We start from the raw sequence: 16,738 nt of genomic DNA, 5'->3' as shown, positions 1-16,738 counted from the left end.
CGGGCGATGTTCCTCATCTTCGGACTCCGTACCAGGGTCACCCGGTCGGGGGTGGTGACCGCCGTCTGCCGGCACTGCGGCAACCAGGCCGCACAGGTGATCAGCCGCCGGTCGACGAAGTTCACCCTGTTCTTCGTGCCGCTGATCCCGATCCGAACAAAGTACGTGCAACAGTGCTCGTTCTGTGGCGTCGAGTCCGTCGTCGACGCCGACGAGGCCCGTCGCCTCCCGGTCGGCTGACCGTGGCCCGCTTCCTCTGCTGGCTGATCGGCCGCCCGCCAGGTCCGCCGACCGCGCCGGTGCACACCGCCTCCCGCCCGCCCTGCACCCCCGGTCGTCGCCCGTCGCGCCGCCGCCGGCGGCCGGCCGCCGGTGCCCGTTCCCCCCGTTCGCCCTGGAACCGGTCCGCCGGCCGCTGACCCGGCCGCCCCGCAGCGGGCGTCGGCTGCCGGCCGGGGTCGGTCGGGGCGGCTATCGTGGCCTGTCGTGACGAGCACCGCGCAACGCCTGGCCGCGATCCGGGGCGACGTGCCCCCGAAACGGCACAACGCCCGGACCATCGCCGCGCTCACCGGAAACCCCGGCTGCGCCCGCCGGGCCGTGCTGGACGGGGCCGGGGTGGACAAGTCGGCGCTCGCGCAGCGGGTCGGGTTCCCCGCCCGGTTCGGCCAGTCCCGGTTCGCCATCACCCGGGGCAACGCGTTCGAGGCGCAGGTCAAGGCCGACGGTGGGGCGGAGCTGCTGCGGCTGGTCGCGCAGCGGTTGGGCGTACCGGTGCCGCAGCGGGCGAGCTGGACGGACCTGGGCGGCGCGGACGACCTGCCCGACCGGCGGGAACGCTCGCGGGCCGCGCTGACCGCCACCGGGCCGGACGCGGCGCTGTTCGACCATCCACTGCTCGGCCTGGACGTGGCCGGTCAGCGGGTGCACCTGGAACCGGATCTGGTCGCCGCCCGGCTCGGCGGCCGGTTCCACGTCGTGGAGATCAAGTCGTTCCCGGTGATCGACGGGCAGGCCGACCCGGCGAAGGTGTCCGCCGCGGCCGTCCAGTCCGCCGTCTACGTGCTGGCGCTGCGCGACCTGCTCGCCGCCGAGGGGCGGGACCCGGAGTCGGTGTCGCACGACGTGGTGCTGGTCTGCCCGCGTGACTTCGCCAACCAGCCGATGGCCAGCCTGATCGACGTCCGCAAGCAACTGCTGGTGCTGCGCCGCCAACTGGAGCGGATGGCCCGGCTGGACGACCTGCTCACCGCCGTGCCGGCCGGGTTCACCGTCGACCCGGCCGTCGACCCGGTGACGCTGACCGCCGCGCTGCACACCGTGCCGGCCCGGTACGCGCCGGACTGCCTGGCCGGCTGCGAGCTGGCGTACTTCTGCCGGGACGAGGCGCGCGGGCAGACCGGGGCGCTGGGCCGGCCGGTGCGGGAGGCCCTGGGCGGCATCGCCGAGGTGGCCGAGGTGCTGGCCCTGGCGGCCGGCGGGCCGGCCGTCGACCCGGAGCGGGAGGAGGCAGCCGCGCTGCTGCGCTCCGCCGCCCGGCTGCGCGCCGACGCCCTCGCCGGCCACCGGTCATGAGTACGCTGCGCGCGCTGGCGAAGGCGCAGGCGCTCGCCGCGGGGGTGGCCCAGCCGGTCGCCACCGTCCGGCACCTGCACCTGGCGCAGCGCCCGCTGGTGCTGGTGCCGCTGGCGATGGCCGGTGAGGCGCACGCGCCGCTCGCCGCGCTGGTCGGCACCGACCCGGCCGACGCCCGGCTGCTGGTCGTGCCGCAGCCCCGCAACCGGGACCAGCGGTTCCGGTTCGTCACCGAGCTGGCCGCGACCGTGCTGCCCTGGCTCGACGGCTTCCGGGGTGTCTCGGAGGCGGTGGCCGTGGACCGGGGCCGCGACGTCCGCTACCGGTACGCCGACGCCCCGCAGCTGTGGGTGCCGAACCCGGCCGGGATCACCTTCCTGCGGCTGCTGGGCCGCTCCACCCGGTTCCGCCGCCCCGACGGGGAGTATCCGGTGCACCCGGCCGTCCCGCTGCTCGGCCGCTGGCTGACGTTCTTCGCCGAGCGGGCCGAGCAGCCCGGCTCGTCGGCGCTGCTGGCGATGACCGACGCGCTCACCCTGCACTGGGCGACCGGGCAGAGCGCGGTGGAGGACCAGCACCTGCCGGCGCTGCTCGGCTGGATCGACCCGCCGGCCGGCTCGACCGGGGCCGAGGCCGCCGCGCGGGCCGAGGACCCGGCGGTGTGCCCGCCGGCCGGCCCGGCCACCGACCCGGAGTTCGACAACGTGGCGCTCGCCCCGGTGATGGCGGCCTGGGCGGCGGCCGACGACGACCCGACCGCCCGCGACGAGGCGTACGCGGAGCTGGTGCGGTTGCTGCGCGGGCAGCTCGCGCCCACCTGGGAGCTGATGTGGCGCGGCCTGGGGCTGCTCGACGGGCTGCCGCCCGGTGCCCGGGTGGCGGCCCGATGGGCCGGTGACCGGGACGCCTTCACCGGTTACGCCGAGCACCTCGACGCCGACGGCGGGCCGCAACCCCGGCACGACGGCGCGGTCGCGGCGGCGGTCCGGCTGCACCGGCTGGAACGTGCCGCGACCAGCTACGCCGTGCAGCGCGCCTATGACGACCCGCTGGTGATGGCCGAGCACCGGCTGGCCGGGGAGGCGTTCGTCGCCGACGTGACCCTGGCCGACCCGGGGCGGGTGGACGACAGCGGCAAGCGGCCGGTGCTGCGGCCGAGGATCCAGGTGGTGACCACCGAACCGGTGCGGATGCCGGTCGGGGCGACCCTGTGGTCGACGGCGCGGCCGGCCCAGAAGGCGACGGTGGTCTTCGTGACCCCGGCGGCGGACGGCCGGACCGAGGTGGTGCTGGAGCTGTCGGGCGGGATGGGACGGGGGCTGACCGCGCCGCCGGGCAGCGTGCCGCAGGTGGGGGAGCGGCTCTGCCTGACCACCCTGTCGGAGGCGTACCTGCCCGCCGGGACGTTCCCCACGGCCGAGGAGACACCGTGGACGCACGGGGGACCGCCGACCTACGAACTGCCCGAGGCGCTGTCCTCAGTGGTCGGATAGCCGACCCGGTGAGTGTGGCGGTGACCCGCCCGGCTGGCTAGGCTTCGATGGTTCGCCGTCCGTGATCCGTCCGCACGGTCGAGGTGCGCGTTGGAGAGAGAGCCGGAGCGATCACCGTGCTACCCCAGGACGCCGTCTCCGGCGCGCCGACCCGACCGCTGACCCTCCCCCGGGTGGGTGCGGTCGTCGCCGCGGTGGCCGTCGTGCTGGAGTTGTTCTGGCTGCTCGCCGCGCTGCCCAGGGCGGCCCTGGTCAGTGACGTCACCGCCACCGCCGTGGCGAGCTGGGCCAGCTACGCCTGCGTCCGCACGATGCGCCGGCACCCCGCCCCGCTGCGCCGGTTCTGGGCGCTGCTCGCGCTCACCATGGGGCTGGCCGCCGCCGGCCGGCTGCTGTGGACGGTGGACCGGCTGCGCGCCGACGAGCTGCCGCACACCCCGCTGATCGGGGCGGTCTTCACCGCCGGCATCGTCACCGGCACGGCCGCGCTGCTGACCTCGCTGACCGCGCCACGCAGCGCGGTGGGCCGGGCCCGTACCGTGCTGGACGGGGTGATCGTCGGGCTGGCCCTGATCCCGATCGGCTGGGTGGTGGTGTTCCGCGACGTCGCCGCCGCCGACCTCGACGATCCGCTGCGCACCCTCGGCCTGCTCTACCCGATGATCGACCTGATGCAGCTGACCATCCTGGTGGCGGTGGCCGGCCCGGCCCGCTCGGTGTGGCCGCCGCTGACCCTGATCGGGGCGAGCCTGGTCACCCGGGCCGGCGCGGACGCGGTCTACGTCTCGCTGGTCGCGCACGGCAGCTACACCCCCGGGCACCCGATCGACGTCTGCTGGCCGCTGAGCTACCTGCTGATCGGCATCGCCACCACCCGGCCACCGCCGCCCACCTGCGACGGCGCCGAGGAGATCGGCGAGTCCCCGCTCCCGTCCTGGTGGCGGGTGGCGCTGCCGTACCTGCCGGTCGGCGGGGCGATCATCGCGGTGGTGCTGGCCCGTCGCCCCACCGGGCAGACCCCGCCGCTGGTCTTCGGCGGCATGATGGCGCTGCTCGGGGTGCTCGCCCTGCGGCAGGGGCTGGCCGCCAACGAGAACCTGCGGCTGGTGGCCCGGCTGCGACGGCTCGCCTACACCGACCAGCTCACCGGCCTGCCGAACCGGCTGATGTTCAACCGGCAGCTCCGTCGGGCCCTGCGCGAGGGGCCGCCGGTGGCCGTGCTGCTCCTCGACCTGGACGGCTTCAAGCAGGTCAACGACCGGTTCGGGCACGCCACCGGCGACACCCTGCTGACCAGCATCGCGCTGCGGATGCGGGCCGCCGTCGGCGGTGACGGCACCGTCGCCCGCCTCGGCGGGGACGAGTTCGCCGTGCTGGTCGCCGGGGACCGGACGGTCGTGCCGGAACGGCTCGCCGAACGGCTGCTCGCCGCCCTGCAACCGTCGGCGGGCGAGGAGGACGTCGGCGTCCACCCGTCGGCCAGCATCGGCATCGCCGAGTTCGGCCCGCAGCACGCCTCCCACACCGACGTGCTGCGCGACGCCGACATCGCGATGTACGCGGCGAAGGCCGCCGGGAAGTCCGCGTACCGCACCTGCACCCCGGCGCTGCGGGAGTCGGCGGTGACCCGGGCCGAGCTGATCGCCGACCTGCGGCGGGCCGTCGACGAGCGGCAACTGCACCTGGAGTACCAGCCGATCGTCGACCTCGCCACCGGCGTGGTCCGCAGCGCGGAGGCGCTGGTGCGTTGGCGGCACCCCCGGCTCGGACTGCTCGCCCCGGCGGCGTTCCTGCCGCTGGCCGAGGAGACCGGGCTGATCGTGCCGATCGACAGGTGGGTGATCCACGAGGCGTGCCGGGCCGCCGCGACCTGGCGGGCCCGGGTGCCCGAGGCGACCGTGGCGGTCAACATCGCCGCCGCGCACCTGCGCCGCCCCGACCTGATCGCCACCGTCACGGCGGCCACCGCCTCGGCCGGCCTGGCCCCCCGCGCGCTCACCCTGGAACTGACCGAGTCGGCGCTCATCGACGGCAGCGAGGCGGTGCTGGAACGGCTGGCCCAGCTTCGTGAGCTGGGCATCCGCATCGCCATCGACGACTTCGGCACCGGCTACTCGTCATTGAGCTACCTGCACCGCATCCCCGCCACCGAACTCAAGATCGACCGGTCGTTCGTGGCCCGGCTGGACACCGACGCGCGGGCGTACGCCACGGTGGAGATGGTCACCCGGCTGGCCGGGGCGTTCGACCTGGCGGTGGTGGCCGAGGGGGTGGAGACCGAGGGGCAGCACGCGGCGGTCACCGCGATCGGCTGCGTCCACGGCCAGGGCTACCGGTACGGCCGTCCCGGCGGCCTGTCCGCCCTGTCCGCCCCCGCCGCCCCCCGCTGACACTCCGGCCGCCCGCCGACCCGGGAGTCGTGCCGGCCCGGCCGGGTCCACCGGCGCAGAATCGGGCTTGACCCTCACGTCGCGGCAGGCCGGAGCCTTGGTGCCGAAGGGAGGAAACCATGGCGTACACGGTGGGTCAGGTGGCGAAGGCGGCCCGGGTGACGGTCCGGACGCTGCACCACTACGACGATATCGGGCTGCTCTCGCCGGGCGGCCGGACGCCGGCCGGCTACCGCCGCTACGACGACGCGGACCTGGAGCGGTTGCAGCACATCCGCTTCTACCGGGAGCTGGGGTTTCCGCTGGAGGAGATCGCGGTGATCCTCGACGACCCGGATGCCGACCCGGCGGCGCACCTGCGCCGGCAGCACGACCTGCTGAGCGGGCGGATCGGGAAGCTCCAGGAGATGGTCGCCGCGATCGAGATCGCGATGGAGGCGAGACGGATGGAGATCAACCTGACCCCGGAGGAACGGTTCGAGGTCTTCGGTGACGTCGATCCGGAGGAGCACGCCGAGGAGGCGCGGCAGCGCTGGGGCGACACCGAGGCGTACCGGGTGTCGACCCAGCGGGCGGCGAACTACTCGAAGGAGGACTGGCTGCGCATCAAGGGGGAGCAGGAGGACTGGGGCCGGCGGATCGTGGCGGCGCTGACCGCCGGGACGCCCGCCGACTCGGCGGAGGTGATGGCGCTGGCCGAGGAGCACCGGCAGCTCATCGTCCGCTGGTTCTACGACTGCTCGTACGAGGTGCACACCGGGCTGGCCGACATGTACCTGGCCGATCCCCGGTTCACCGCCTTCTACGAGAAGATCGCGCCGGGGCTGGCGGAGTACCTGGCGGAGGCGATCCACGCCAACGCGATCAGCCGGGCCTGAGCGGTGCCGCCTGCGGTGGGTGAGGATGGGGGTCGTCCCGCCCACCCACCGGAGGTCGCCCGTGTTCATCGTCGCCGGAAGTCTCTACGTCGACCCCGCCGAGCGGGACACCTACCTGGCCTCCTGCGTGGAGGTGGTCCGGCAGGCCCGCTCGGCGCCCGGCTGCGTCGACTTCGCCATCGGCGCCGACCTGGTCGAGCCGGGCCGGATCAACGTCTACGAACGCTGGGAGTCCGACGACGAGCTGCTGGCGTTCCGGGGGTCCGGCCCGGAGCAGGAGCAGGTCGCGGCGATCCGTGGCGCGGAGGTGCATCGCTACCGCATCTCCGCCGTCGAGGCCCCCTGACCGGCCCCGACCTGCCGTCGATGGGCCTGCGGTCGTGGTTCCCCGCCGTCACCGCCGCCGGTCGGGTGGTCGGTCGGCGGCGAGCTGGTCGGGGGTGGTCGGGCCGGTCGGTGCGGTCGGGGGTGCCCGGTCGGCGGCCGGGTGCCGGGCTAGGCTGGCGCGACCGCTCTGTCACCAGCGTCGATCGGCTCGGCCGGCGGGCGCGCCATCCGGGGAGACCGCCGTGAAGCACCCGAAGCTGGCCGCCGCCACGGCCGCCCTCGTCGCCCTGGTGACGGCTGCGGGCTGCACCTCGGACGACAGCGGTGCGGGACCGACACCGACCGCCGGGTCGGCCACGACCGCAGCGGCCCCGACCGAGCCGGCCGCCGTACTGGCCACCGCCGCGCAGCGGGTCGAACAGCAGTCCTACCGGCTGACCCTGGGCGACGGCGCGGGCGGCGGGGACACCACCACCCTGGTCTGGGACCCGAGGGGCCGGCGCGGGCGGGAGACGACGACGCTGGCCGTGGCCAACGGCAAGGTGGTCATCGAGCGGCTCGTCACCGGCACCGACGTCTACGTGAAGGTGACCGCCCCGGACCGGCGGGTGCCGGTCTGGGACGGGCGTACCTGGTGGCACCTGGGCACCGTCGAGGCGGCCGCCGCGAAGCGGACCGGGCTGGACAACACCCGGTTGGCCAGCACCCTCGGCTCGGCCACCGAGGTGCGCGCCACCGGCGAACGGGCCTACGCCGGGACCCTGGACCTGCGGCGCAGCACCGAGGTGCTCGGCGAGGGGGTGGGTGGGGTGCTCGGCGAGCGGGCCGCCACGGTGCCGTTCACCGCGACGGTGGACGCGCAGGGGCGGCTGGTCCGCTACCGGATCGAGCTGTCCGGCGAGCCGGGCAAGACCTCGGCGCTCGACCTGACGTACGCGGACTTCGGCCTGCCCGTGTCGGCGGACCAGCCGGAGGCCGGCCTGATCGGCGAGGACCCGCCCCGCAACATCCCCGGCGCCTGACCCCCGCGCCCCGCCCAGGCGGCCCCGCCCCGCCCTGCCCGCCCCTGCCCGCCTGCCCGGCGGGGCTGGCTCGCAATGTCGCCACAACTGCGGTATCCGCGCGCTCCGATACCGCTCTTGTGGCGACATTGAGTTGATCAACGTCGACCCGACCTGCGGGCGCGGGCGGGAGGGGCTCACAGGAGCAGGTCGAGGAGGAGCACGCCGGCGAAGCCGACCACCGAGATGATCGTCTCCAGTACCGACCAGCTCTTGATCGTCTGTCCCACGGTCAGCCCGAAGTACTCCTTGACCAGCCAGAAGCCGGCGTCGTTGACGTGCGAGAAGAACAGCGAACCGCAGCCGACGGCCAGGGCCAGCAGCGCCACCCCGGGACGGTCCAGGGTGGCCGCCAGCGGGGCGACGATGCCGGCGGCGGTGATCGTGGCGACCGTCGCCGAGCCGGTGGCGACCCGGATGCCCACGGCGACCAGCCAGCCCAGCAGCAGCGGGGAGAGGTTGGCGTCCTTGGCCGCGTCGGCGACCAGGTCGCCCACCCCGGCGTCCACCAGCACCTGCTTGAAGCCGCCACCGGCGGCGACGATGAGCAGGATGCCGGCGATCGGCGGCAGCGAGCCGCCGAGCACCGAGGAGACCTGGCTGCGGCTGAATCCGGCCTGGTAGCCGAGGGTGAACATGGCGACGATCACCCCGGCCAGCAGCGCCACGATCGGCGCGCCGGCGATGTCGAGGGTCTGCCGGGCGACGGTGCCGTCGGCCAGGGTCAGTTCGCCGACCGCGCGTAGCAGCATCAGCACGACCGGCAGCAGCACGGTGAGCACCGCCGGCCAGAACCTGGGGGTACGCCGGGCCGTCTCGGTGCCGCTGTCGTCGACCGGGGCGCCCGGCCGGCCGGAGCCGGGGTTGACCAGGTCGTCGTCGGTGAGCAGGTCGTCGTCGCCGGCCGGTCCCCGCTCGGCGTCCCGGCCGTCCGACTCCCGGTCGCGGCCGGCGGCGGGGCTGCCCGGCCCGCGCCGGCCACCGCCGGTGGTGGCCGGTTGCCGGGTGGGCAGCAGCGCGGCCGGCGCGGTGGCCGGCACGTAACGGGCGATGAAGTTGCCGAACACCGGGCCGGCGACGATCACGGTGGGGATGGCGATGATCAGGCCCAGCCCTAGGGTGAGCCCCAGGTCGGCGTTGAGCGAGGAGATCGCCACCAGCGGGCCGGGGTGCGGCGGGACGAGGCCGTGCAGCACCGACAGGCCGGCCAGCGCCGGGATGCCGATCTTCATCAGCGGTACGTCGGTGCGCAGCGAGACCAGCAGCACGATCGGCACCAGCAGCACGACGCCGACCTCGAAGAACAGCGGCAGGCCGATCAGCGCGGCGACCCCGGCCATGGCCCAGGGCAGGGCGGTGCCGGAGACCCGCCCGACGACCCGGTTGACGATGCCGTCCGCCCCGCCCGACTCGGCGAGCAGGCCGCCGATCATCGCGCCGAGGGCGATCAGCAGACCCACCCCGCCGACCGTGGAGCCGACCCCGGCGCTGAACGACTCGATCATCGTGTCGGGGGCCATGGCGGCGACCACGCCGAGCACCGCCGCGCCGAGGATCAACGCCAGGAAGGGGTGCACCTTGCCCCAGGCGATGAGCACTACGACCGCGGCGATGCCCAGCAGGGCGGCCACGACCAGTTGGGCGTCACCGGCGCTGGTGGCCGGTTCCGCGGGTGCGGCGAGGAGGGTGAGCACGGCGATCACGACCTTCGGACGGGGTCCGACCCGACGAGGGGCGGGCGGTCACATGGGTGCGGGGGTGGGTGGTGGCTCCGCCGGCAGGCTGGGGGCCAGCCGGCGCAGCGACGCGAAGGTGGGCACCAGCGCGTCGTACAGCTCGGAGTGCAGGGGGAGCAGGGCGGCGTAGGTGGCGGCGGAGGCCGGTTCGGGGCGTACCGTCTCGTCGATGCGGACCAGGTCGGCGGCGACGTCGATGGAGTCGATCAGGCCGAGGGCCTGCATGCCGAGCAGCGCCGCGCCGAAGCTGGAGCCCTCGTGGCCGGCGGGGAACCGTACCGGCATGTCGAGCGCGTCGGCGAGCATCTGCCGCCACAGGGGGCTACGGGCGAAGCCGCCGCTGGCGCGTACCTCACGGACCTCGTTGCCGGCGGCCCGGACCGACGCCAGGACCAGGGCGAGCTGCTGGCAGACCCCCTCCAGCGCGGCCCGGACGAGATGCTCGCGGCGGTGCCCGTGGGTGAGCCCGACGTACGCCCCGCGCGGGAGCGCGCTCCAGTGCGGGGCGCGCTCGCTGAGCAGGTACGGCAGCATGATGAGCCCGCCGGAGCCGACCGGCGCGGTGGCGGCCAGCGCGAGCAGTTCCTCCTCGCCGTGCTCGCCGAACTCGGGGGCGAGGGTGTCGCCGGCCCACTGGAGCACGATCCCGCCGTTGTTGATCGCCCCGCCGACGACCCACCGGTCCTCGGTGAGCGCATAGCAGAACACCCCGCCGAGCGGGTCGACGGCGGGACGTTCGACGGCCACCCGCATCGCCCCGGAGGTGCCGATGGAGCAGGCGACGACGCCGGGGCGTACGGCACCGAGGCCGAGGTTGGCCAGCGGACCGTCGCCCGCGCCGACCACGACGGGGGTGTCGGCGGGCAGGCCGGTGGCGATGGCGGCGCGGGCGGTCAGCCCCGGCAGCACGGTGGTGGTGGGCACGAGCCGGGGGAGCTGTTCCTCGGTGATGGCGGCGACGCGCAACGCCTGGGCGTCCCAGGTGAGCTGGTGGATGTCCATGAGGCCGGTGGCCGAGGCGACCGAGTGGTCGGTGACCAGTGTGTCGGTCAGCCGCAGCAGCACGTAGTCCTTGATGCCGACCCAGCGGGCGACCCGCGCGTGCAGCGTCGGCTCCTGCTCGGCGTACCAGAGGATCTTCGGCAGTGGGGCCATCGGGTGCACGGGGGTGCCGGTGCGCCGGTGCAGGGCCAGCCCCCACGGGGCGGCGCGCAGCCGTTCGGCCTGGCTGCTGGCCCGGGAGTCGGCCCAGGTCACCGACGGGGTGAGTGGTGCGCCGTCCGGGTCGAGACCGATCAGGCTGTGCATGGCGGTGCTGAACGACAGGCCGGCGATGCCGTCGCCCAGTTCGGTGACGACGGCGCGGATGGTCTCCACCACCGCGTCGAAGATGAGTTGCGGGTCCTGCTCGGCGTAGCCGGGGTGCGGCTCGTCGAGGGGGTAGCCGACGGAGTGGCTGGCGAGTTGGTGGCCGTCGGTGTCGTACGCCACGGTCTTGGTGCTGGTGGTGCCGATGTCGACGCCGAGCACCACGCGGCGGCGCTGGTCCGGACCGGTCACGGGCCCCCCTTCGCATCGGCGGTGCGGGCGTCGCGGCCCGGCTGCGGCTGACGTTACCCACGTCGGCAGCACCCCGCACGGCGGAGAACCGGAAGGTGAGCCGGTGTGCGGTTCGTCGTGGTCCGAGGGATTTCCCTCCCCCGATCGGGTGGTAAATCCGTAATGCCGGGTCCGTCGGTCTTGTTCCTGCCGTTGAGCCGGGTGAACACCCCGGTTGGTGGCTCGCACGGCGGAGGGGTCGGCGCGGCGATGACTGATTCGACGGGTTCCACCTGGCGCTACACCTGGGCACGTCAGCAGAACGAGCGACGACGGCGGGCCTACCGCACGGTCGAGCGGGCCTGGCGACGCCGCGACGACGAACTGCGACGGCTACGGGCCCTCGCCGTCGGTCTGCAGGGCACCGCGGCGGCCGGGGTCGGCCTGCCGTTGGCGTTGGGCCCCGGCGAGGCGGTCCTCCGGGCGGTGCCCGGCGCGCAGCTGGTCGAGGTCCGCCACACCACCGTGCTACCCGCCCCCGACCTGGTCGTCGAGGCGGAGCCGGGGCCGCTGCGTCACCGGCTGCCCGACGGGGTCCGGATCACCGACGCCGGGATCGCGGTGGTCACCAACCGCCGGCTGGTCCTGCTCGGCGGGCGTGGCCGGCGCGACTGGGCGTACGGGAGGATGACCGGGCTGCTGCACGACCCGGCGGCCCCGGTCACCCTGATCCAGGTCCTGGACCGGCGGCAGACCTCCGGCGTGCTGCTGCCGCCGGGCGCGGCGGCCGAGTTCCGGTTCGTGCTGACCCTGGCCTTCGCCGACGCCATCGAGCAGCGGCCCGCCGTCCTCGCCCAGCTCGACGAGCTGATCGCCCTGCACGCCGAGAGCGCGCCGTTCCGGCCGGCGATCGCCACCCCGGCGCAGGCCCGGATCAGCGCCCGCGTCCCCGGCGGTCGGCGGACCGTCGCGGTGGCCGCCGCGTTGACCCTGGTGGTGCCGGCGGTGCTGGTCGAGTCCGATCCGCCGGTCACCCCCGAGGTGGCGTCGGCGGCCACCGCCGCGCCCGGTCCGGGCGTCACCCGGCCGCCACAGCCGTCCCCGTCACCGTCCGTGGTGCGGGAGCGGCGCTGCGGGGCGCCGGCCAACCCGATGGGGTACGACTACTGCGGCGGCGAACGCGTCCGGGAACCCGACCACCGGATCTGCGACTGGTTCGACTGCGTGCCGCAGTTCTGGGCCGGGCGCGGCTACCTGGTGCTGTGCCGCGACGGCGCGGTCAGCCTGACCGGGGGGCAGCCGAAGCCCTGCGCCGGCCACGACGGCGTCCGCCGCACCGTCGACCGCTGACCGCCGCTCCGCCTTCCGGGGGTGCTCGTCGCAGGTGGGCCGACGTAGCGGTGTCGGGCCCTGGTCGATGCCGCCACTTCGGCCCACTGGTGATCTGCCGCCTGTGGGTGCGCGACTGATCTGCCGCCGGTGGGTGGGTGACGGTCGGCCCCACCGCACGAACACGGATCGTCACATCGGTGTCCGATTGTGTGGGAATTCAGGCATTACTCCTACCTGGTTGTGTTTTTCATTGACACTTATTCAATCGATGGATAGTTTCTTGGGCAGAAGCTTGTCGAACGGCAATTGACTCACGGGGGAGTCGATCATGCACAGGACAATCGCCGTCAATAATGGCGTTGCTGCCCGCTGCCGGGTGGCCGCCCGCTGCCCGTCGTGGGCCGGCGTCGCCTACGACCGGCTACCGAAAGCGTCGCCATGGGGATGACGCCGGCAGCCCGACCCGCCAATGGCCTGCTCGACAGGCCGCACCGTACGCCTCCGGCACCGGACCGTCGCTGCTGACCCTCTCCGGGGGCGGCGGCTCGACGCCGTCCTGAGCAGGTCCGGCCCGCTTTCGCCGACATCATCCGTCGCCCCATAACCGTACCCTGCGTCGTCGTCGCTCAGTCGACGATCGGCACCATTTCCGCGCGCCCATTTCCGGCCGTTTTCCCGGCCGGTCGGGCGCAATTACCGCATGGCTTCGACCACGGGAATCCCTCCCGTGGAAAACATAGGGAGAATTGATGGGTAAACGCACCACGACCGGGGGAGTGGCAGCCACCGTGCTGGCCGCCTCGATGGTCATCGCCCCGGTCGGCGGTCCGGCGTCCGCCGCCCCGCCCGCCTCCGCCGCCCCCAGGACGGACACCTCGCTGGTGTCGCCCAGGTCCGGCAAGAACGTCTGGCTCTACGACAGCCCGACCCGACGCACCGCCCGTGCTGCCGCGGGGGCAGCGCCCGTGGTGCCCAAGGGCACCGGCCCGGTCCGCAACGGCACGCAGTTGTCGTTCTCGCTGACCGACCGGCTGGAGGCGAAGGTCAACGTCGGCTCCGGCAACCTGATGGTGAGCAGCACCGACCTCACCCTGCCCGGCGTCGCCGAGAACGTGACGCTCGGCGCGAGCTTCAACAGCCTGCTCGTCGGCGGCGACCTGGCCGTCGGGGCGCACGGCCCCGGTTGGCGTACCCGCTCCGGAGTGGACGTCAAGCTCTACCCGGCCGACGACGGATCGGTCACCTACGCCGCCGCCGACGGGGTGGTCGGCAAGTTCACCGTCTCCGGCTCCGGATACTCCTCGCCCGGCGAGTTCAAGGCCGGCCTGGCCCACGACGGGAGCGGCTGGAAGCTGACCGAGCACGACAGCGGGCGGGTGCTCTTCTTCACCTCCGCCGGAGTGCTGGAGAAGACCGAGGACCGCAACGGCAACGTCACCGACTTCGTCTACAGCGCCGGCAAGATGACCCAGGTGACCTCCGACCGGGGTGGCGCCTACGCCCGCAAGGCCACAGTCGTCTACACCGGCGACCGGCTGACGAAGTACCAGCAGAGCGACGGCTACGGCGTCCTGCGCGAGGTCAGCTACGAGTACGACGCCAACAACCGGCTCAGCGCCATCCAGTCACCTGCGTCATCCCGCCGCTGGACGTTCGAGTACGACAGCGCCGGTGACCTGGTGAAGATCTGGACCAAGGACGACACCTACAGCACCGTCACCTACGACGGTCAGCACCGGGTCACCTCGTTCACCCAGGTCACCAACAACGCCACCGGGCAGGGCGCCACCACCCGGCTGGCGTACCCGACGTCGTCGCGGACGTTGGTGGCCGACCCCCGTCAGGACCTGTCCCAGCCGGTGGCGAACGTGCCGAACACCACCTACGACCTCAACAGCGACAAGCGGGTCACCAAGGTCACCGACCCGGCCGGCAACAGCCGGAGCAAGACGTACACGCCGTTCAGCGACGTGGCCAGTTCGGTCAGCCCCGAGGACGGCACCGTCACCAACACCTACGGCGCGAACGCGGGCGAGTCGCTGACCAAGTCGGCCTCGCCCACCGGGGCCAGCGCGTCCGCCGCGTACGCCAACGCGGCGACCTCGACGAACCCGACGGCGAACTTCCAGCCGTCGTCGTCGATCGACACCCAGAGCAACAGCTCGACCTACACCTACAACGGCGCCGGCAACCGCACCTCGACCGCCGACGCGCTCGCCGCCGAGGCCAAGGTCGACTACAACACCGACGGCACCGTCAAGACCTCGACCGACCCGGCCAACACCGGTAACCCCACCAACTACACCTACGATTCGAACAAGCAGGTCACCAAGGTCACCCCGCCGACCGGCAACGGGCTGGCCGTGAAGAACTTCACCTACGACAGCCTGGGCCGGCTGGAGACCGTCGACGACGGCTGCCTGACCACCTACCAGTGGAGCAAGGACGACCGGGTCCAGAAGATCAGCTACTCCGGCTGCGGCACCCTCACCGCTGTCACCTTCGAGTACGGCCGGGCCGGCAACGTGATCAGCCGGGTCGACTCCTCGGGCACCACCACCTGGGAGTACGACCTGCTCAACCGGCTGCGTCGGCGCACCAACCCGGGCACCCCGACGTTCGTGTACGCGCACGACGTCGCCGGCAACCTGACCGAGCTCACCGACGGCCGGGGCACCACGAAGTACTACTACAACACCCGCAGCTGGCTGGTCCGGATGGACACCGCCGGGAACACCCGCTACAACTTCTCGTACGACAAGAACGGCAACCGGCTAAACACGTACTTCGCCAGCGACGAGACGAACAGCGCGTACGCCATGCGGATCAAGACGGTGTACGACAAGTCGGACCGGCCCACCCGGATCACCGCCACCCGCAACTCGGCGAGCCCGGCCACCGTCTTCGACGTCACCTACTGCTACGCGAAGTACACAGCCGGTCAGCCCTGCTCGACGGCGACGGCCGACGACACCGGCCTGCGCCAGTGGCAGAAGGACGAGGTCGGCGGCGCGGTCAGCCAGTTCACCTACGACAAGGGCAACCGGCTGACCAAGGCCACCAACTACAACGGCAAGACCTACGACTACGCGTACGACAGCAACGGCAACCGGACCAGCGTCAAGGTCGACGGCAGCACCACCCAGACCCTGACCTACAACTCCGCCAACCAGATCACCACCACCAACAACACCTACGACGGGCGGGGCAACCAGACCCGGGTCAGCACGCCGTCGGTCAACCCGGTGACGTACAACCCGGCCAAGCAGATGACCGGCGCGAACGCCACCACCTACGGCTACGCCGGCAGTGACCAGGTCGAGTTGGTCCGGGCCGGCACCACCACCATGCAGTACGGCCTGGAGGACCAGCACGGGATGGCCTCGCTGCAGTCCTGGACGGCGGGCGGCACCACCGCCTACGTGGAGCGCGACGGCATCGGCACCCCGCTGGGCCTGCGCGTCGGCACCACCGACCACGCGTACGTCCTGGACGCACTCGGCTCCACCGTCGCGATCGTCAAGGCCGACGGCACCGTGGCGGCGACCTACAAGTACGACCCCTACGGCAACGGCACCCTCACCGACGAGTACTACCTCGGCGCGGCCACCAACGTGGTCCGCTATGCAGGCGGCACGTACGACTCGCAGACCGGCTTCACCAAGTTCGGACAGCGCTGGTACAACCCGGGTCAGGGCCGCTTCACCCAGCAGGACAACCTCAGCTTCATCGGCAACCCGAAGCACGGCAACCGGTACGCCTACGCTGCCTGCAATCCGACCAACAATATCGATCCCACTGGAGCGGCTTCAGAGTGTTTCGTGGCGGGCATGCTTCTCGCGGTCGGAGTCGTTGGGCTTGCTGCAAGCTCGGTTGCGCTGGTGGGAATCACTGCCAGCACTGCAGCTATTCAGGTGGCGGCAACCCTGGTAGGTTTCGAAGTCTCCGTATTCTCGCTGCCTTTTGGTATCGACGCAGTTATGGACATGTGTTAAAGGTATGGAGGAATTTGTGGGAAATCGTGACAGGGGCCGCCTTGACTGGAGGGTCGGCGCGGCAACGGCAACGCCATTTCTCGGCGCACTCTCTGCTGCCGGGGTTGCTCTCCTGGCTGATGGCATCGACCCTGCAGCGAGATACGTGGCAATCGCGCTCAGTGCCGCCTGCCTCGTGCTCGGGTTGTTGATGATCGTCAAGCGACGGCGTTAGCCTTCAGGTCCAATCGGTCGCTTCCCAGCGCGATGGGGCACTCCTGCCACGGGGGAGTGCCCCATCGGCGTGGCCTGCCGTCTCCATGTTCGAGGGCTGGAACGGCCGTCAGCAGGCCGGTGGAAGACCGGTGCGGGTGAGAAGGTCACAGGTTGCGGTCGTGCTCGCCATCGTGGCCGCTCCTGCCGTCCCGGTGGC

General features: G+C 72.9%; 11 protein-coding genes. 9 read left to right on the top strand and 2 right to left on the bottom strand.

What is annotated here, in order from left to right:
• Window positions 1-6: 6 nt before the first annotated feature.
• The 7 genes from ACN265_RS25905 to ACN265_RS25875 all read left to right on the top strand — a co-directional run bounded on the left by ACN265_RS25905 (window position 7) and on the right by ACN265_RS25875 (window position 7,685).
• Complete coding sequence (locus ACN265_RS25905) at window positions 7-240, top strand: zinc-ribbon domain-containing protein (protein WP_204927278.1); 234 nt, start codon at window positions 7-9, stop codon at window positions 238-240.
• Window positions 241-486: 246 nt separating this feature from the next.
• A complete protein-coding gene (locus ACN265_RS25900) occupies window positions 487-1,575 on the top strand; it encodes a hypothetical protein (protein WP_420116923.1) in 1,089 nt (362 codons plus the stop codon).
• Entirely contained in the window at window positions 1,572-3,068 is a 1,497-nt protein-coding gene (locus tag ACN265_RS25895) for a hypothetical protein (protein WP_420116924.1), read from the top strand. Before ACN265_RS25900 ends, ACN265_RS25895 begins: the two co-directional genes overlap by 4 nt.
• Window positions 3,069-3,151: 83 nt before the next feature.
• Window positions 3,152-5,458, top strand: a complete 2,307-nt coding sequence (locus tag ACN265_RS25890; protein ID WP_421410147.1) for a putative bifunctional diguanylate cyclase/phosphodiesterase — start codon at window positions 3,152-3,154, stop codon at window positions 5,456-5,458.
• A gap of 119 nt (window positions 5,459-5,577) precedes the next feature.
• Entirely contained in the window at window positions 5,578-6,336 is a 759-nt protein-coding gene (locus ACN265_RS25885) for a MerR family transcriptional regulator (protein WP_357931485.1), read from the top strand.
• 25 nt (window positions 6,337-6,361) lie between these two features.
• A complete protein-coding gene (locus tag ACN265_RS25880) occupies window positions 6,362-6,682 on the top strand; it encodes a putative quinol monooxygenase (RefSeq protein WP_204927274.1) in 321 nt (106 codons plus the stop codon).
• 223 nt (window positions 6,683-6,905) lie between these two features.
• Window positions 6,906-7,685 carry a hypothetical protein gene (locus ACN265_RS25875; RefSeq protein WP_421410145.1) on the top strand — a complete coding sequence of 260 codons (780 nt, stop codon included), beginning with the start codon at window positions 6,906-6,908 and terminating at the stop codon, window positions 7,683-7,685.
• A 176-nt stretch (window positions 7,686-7,861) separates the two neighbouring features.
• Here ACN265_RS25875 and ACN265_RS25870 read toward each other — a convergent pair whose 3' ends face one another.
• On the bottom strand, window positions 7,862-9,418 hold the full coding sequence (locus tag ACN265_RS25870) for an SLC13 family permease (protein ID WP_421411621.1): 1,557 nt from the start codon (window positions 9,416-9,418) through the stop codon (window positions 7,862-7,864).
• 48 nt (window positions 9,419-9,466) lie between these two features.
• Window positions 9,467-11,020 carry a gluconokinase gene (locus tag ACN265_RS25865; protein WP_421410143.1) on the bottom strand — a complete coding sequence of 518 codons (1,554 nt, stop codon included), beginning with the start codon at window positions 11,018-11,020 and terminating at the stop codon, window positions 9,467-9,469.
• A gap of 249 nt (window positions 11,021-11,269) precedes the next feature.
• Here ACN265_RS25865 and ACN265_RS25860 point away from each other — a divergent pair, with 249 nt between their 5' ends.
• Together ACN265_RS25860 and ACN265_RS25855 are read left to right on the top strand one after the other, a co-directional pair.
• Window positions 11,270-12,349 (top strand): hypothetical protein, encoded by a 1,080-nt coding sequence (locus ACN265_RS25860; RefSeq protein WP_421410140.1) that lies wholly within the window; start codon window positions 11,270-11,272, stop codon window positions 12,347-12,349.
• A gap of 731 nt (window positions 12,350-13,080) precedes the next feature.
• Complete coding sequence (locus ACN265_RS25855; RefSeq protein ID WP_421410138.1) at window positions 13,081-16,326, top strand: RHS repeat-associated core domain-containing protein; 3,246 nt, start codon at window positions 13,081-13,083, stop codon at window positions 16,324-16,326.
• Window positions 16,327-16,738 lie beyond the last annotated feature (412 nt).

This window comes from Micromonospora sp. WMMD730 (assembly GCF_049178955.1).
Taxonomy (GTDB): domain Bacteria; phylum Actinomycetota; class Actinomycetes; order Mycobacteriales; family Micromonosporaceae; genus Micromonospora; species Micromonospora wenchangensis.
The sequence above is the reverse complement of the archived record's forward strand: the minus strand, read 5'-3'. Positions and strand labels throughout refer to the sequence as shown.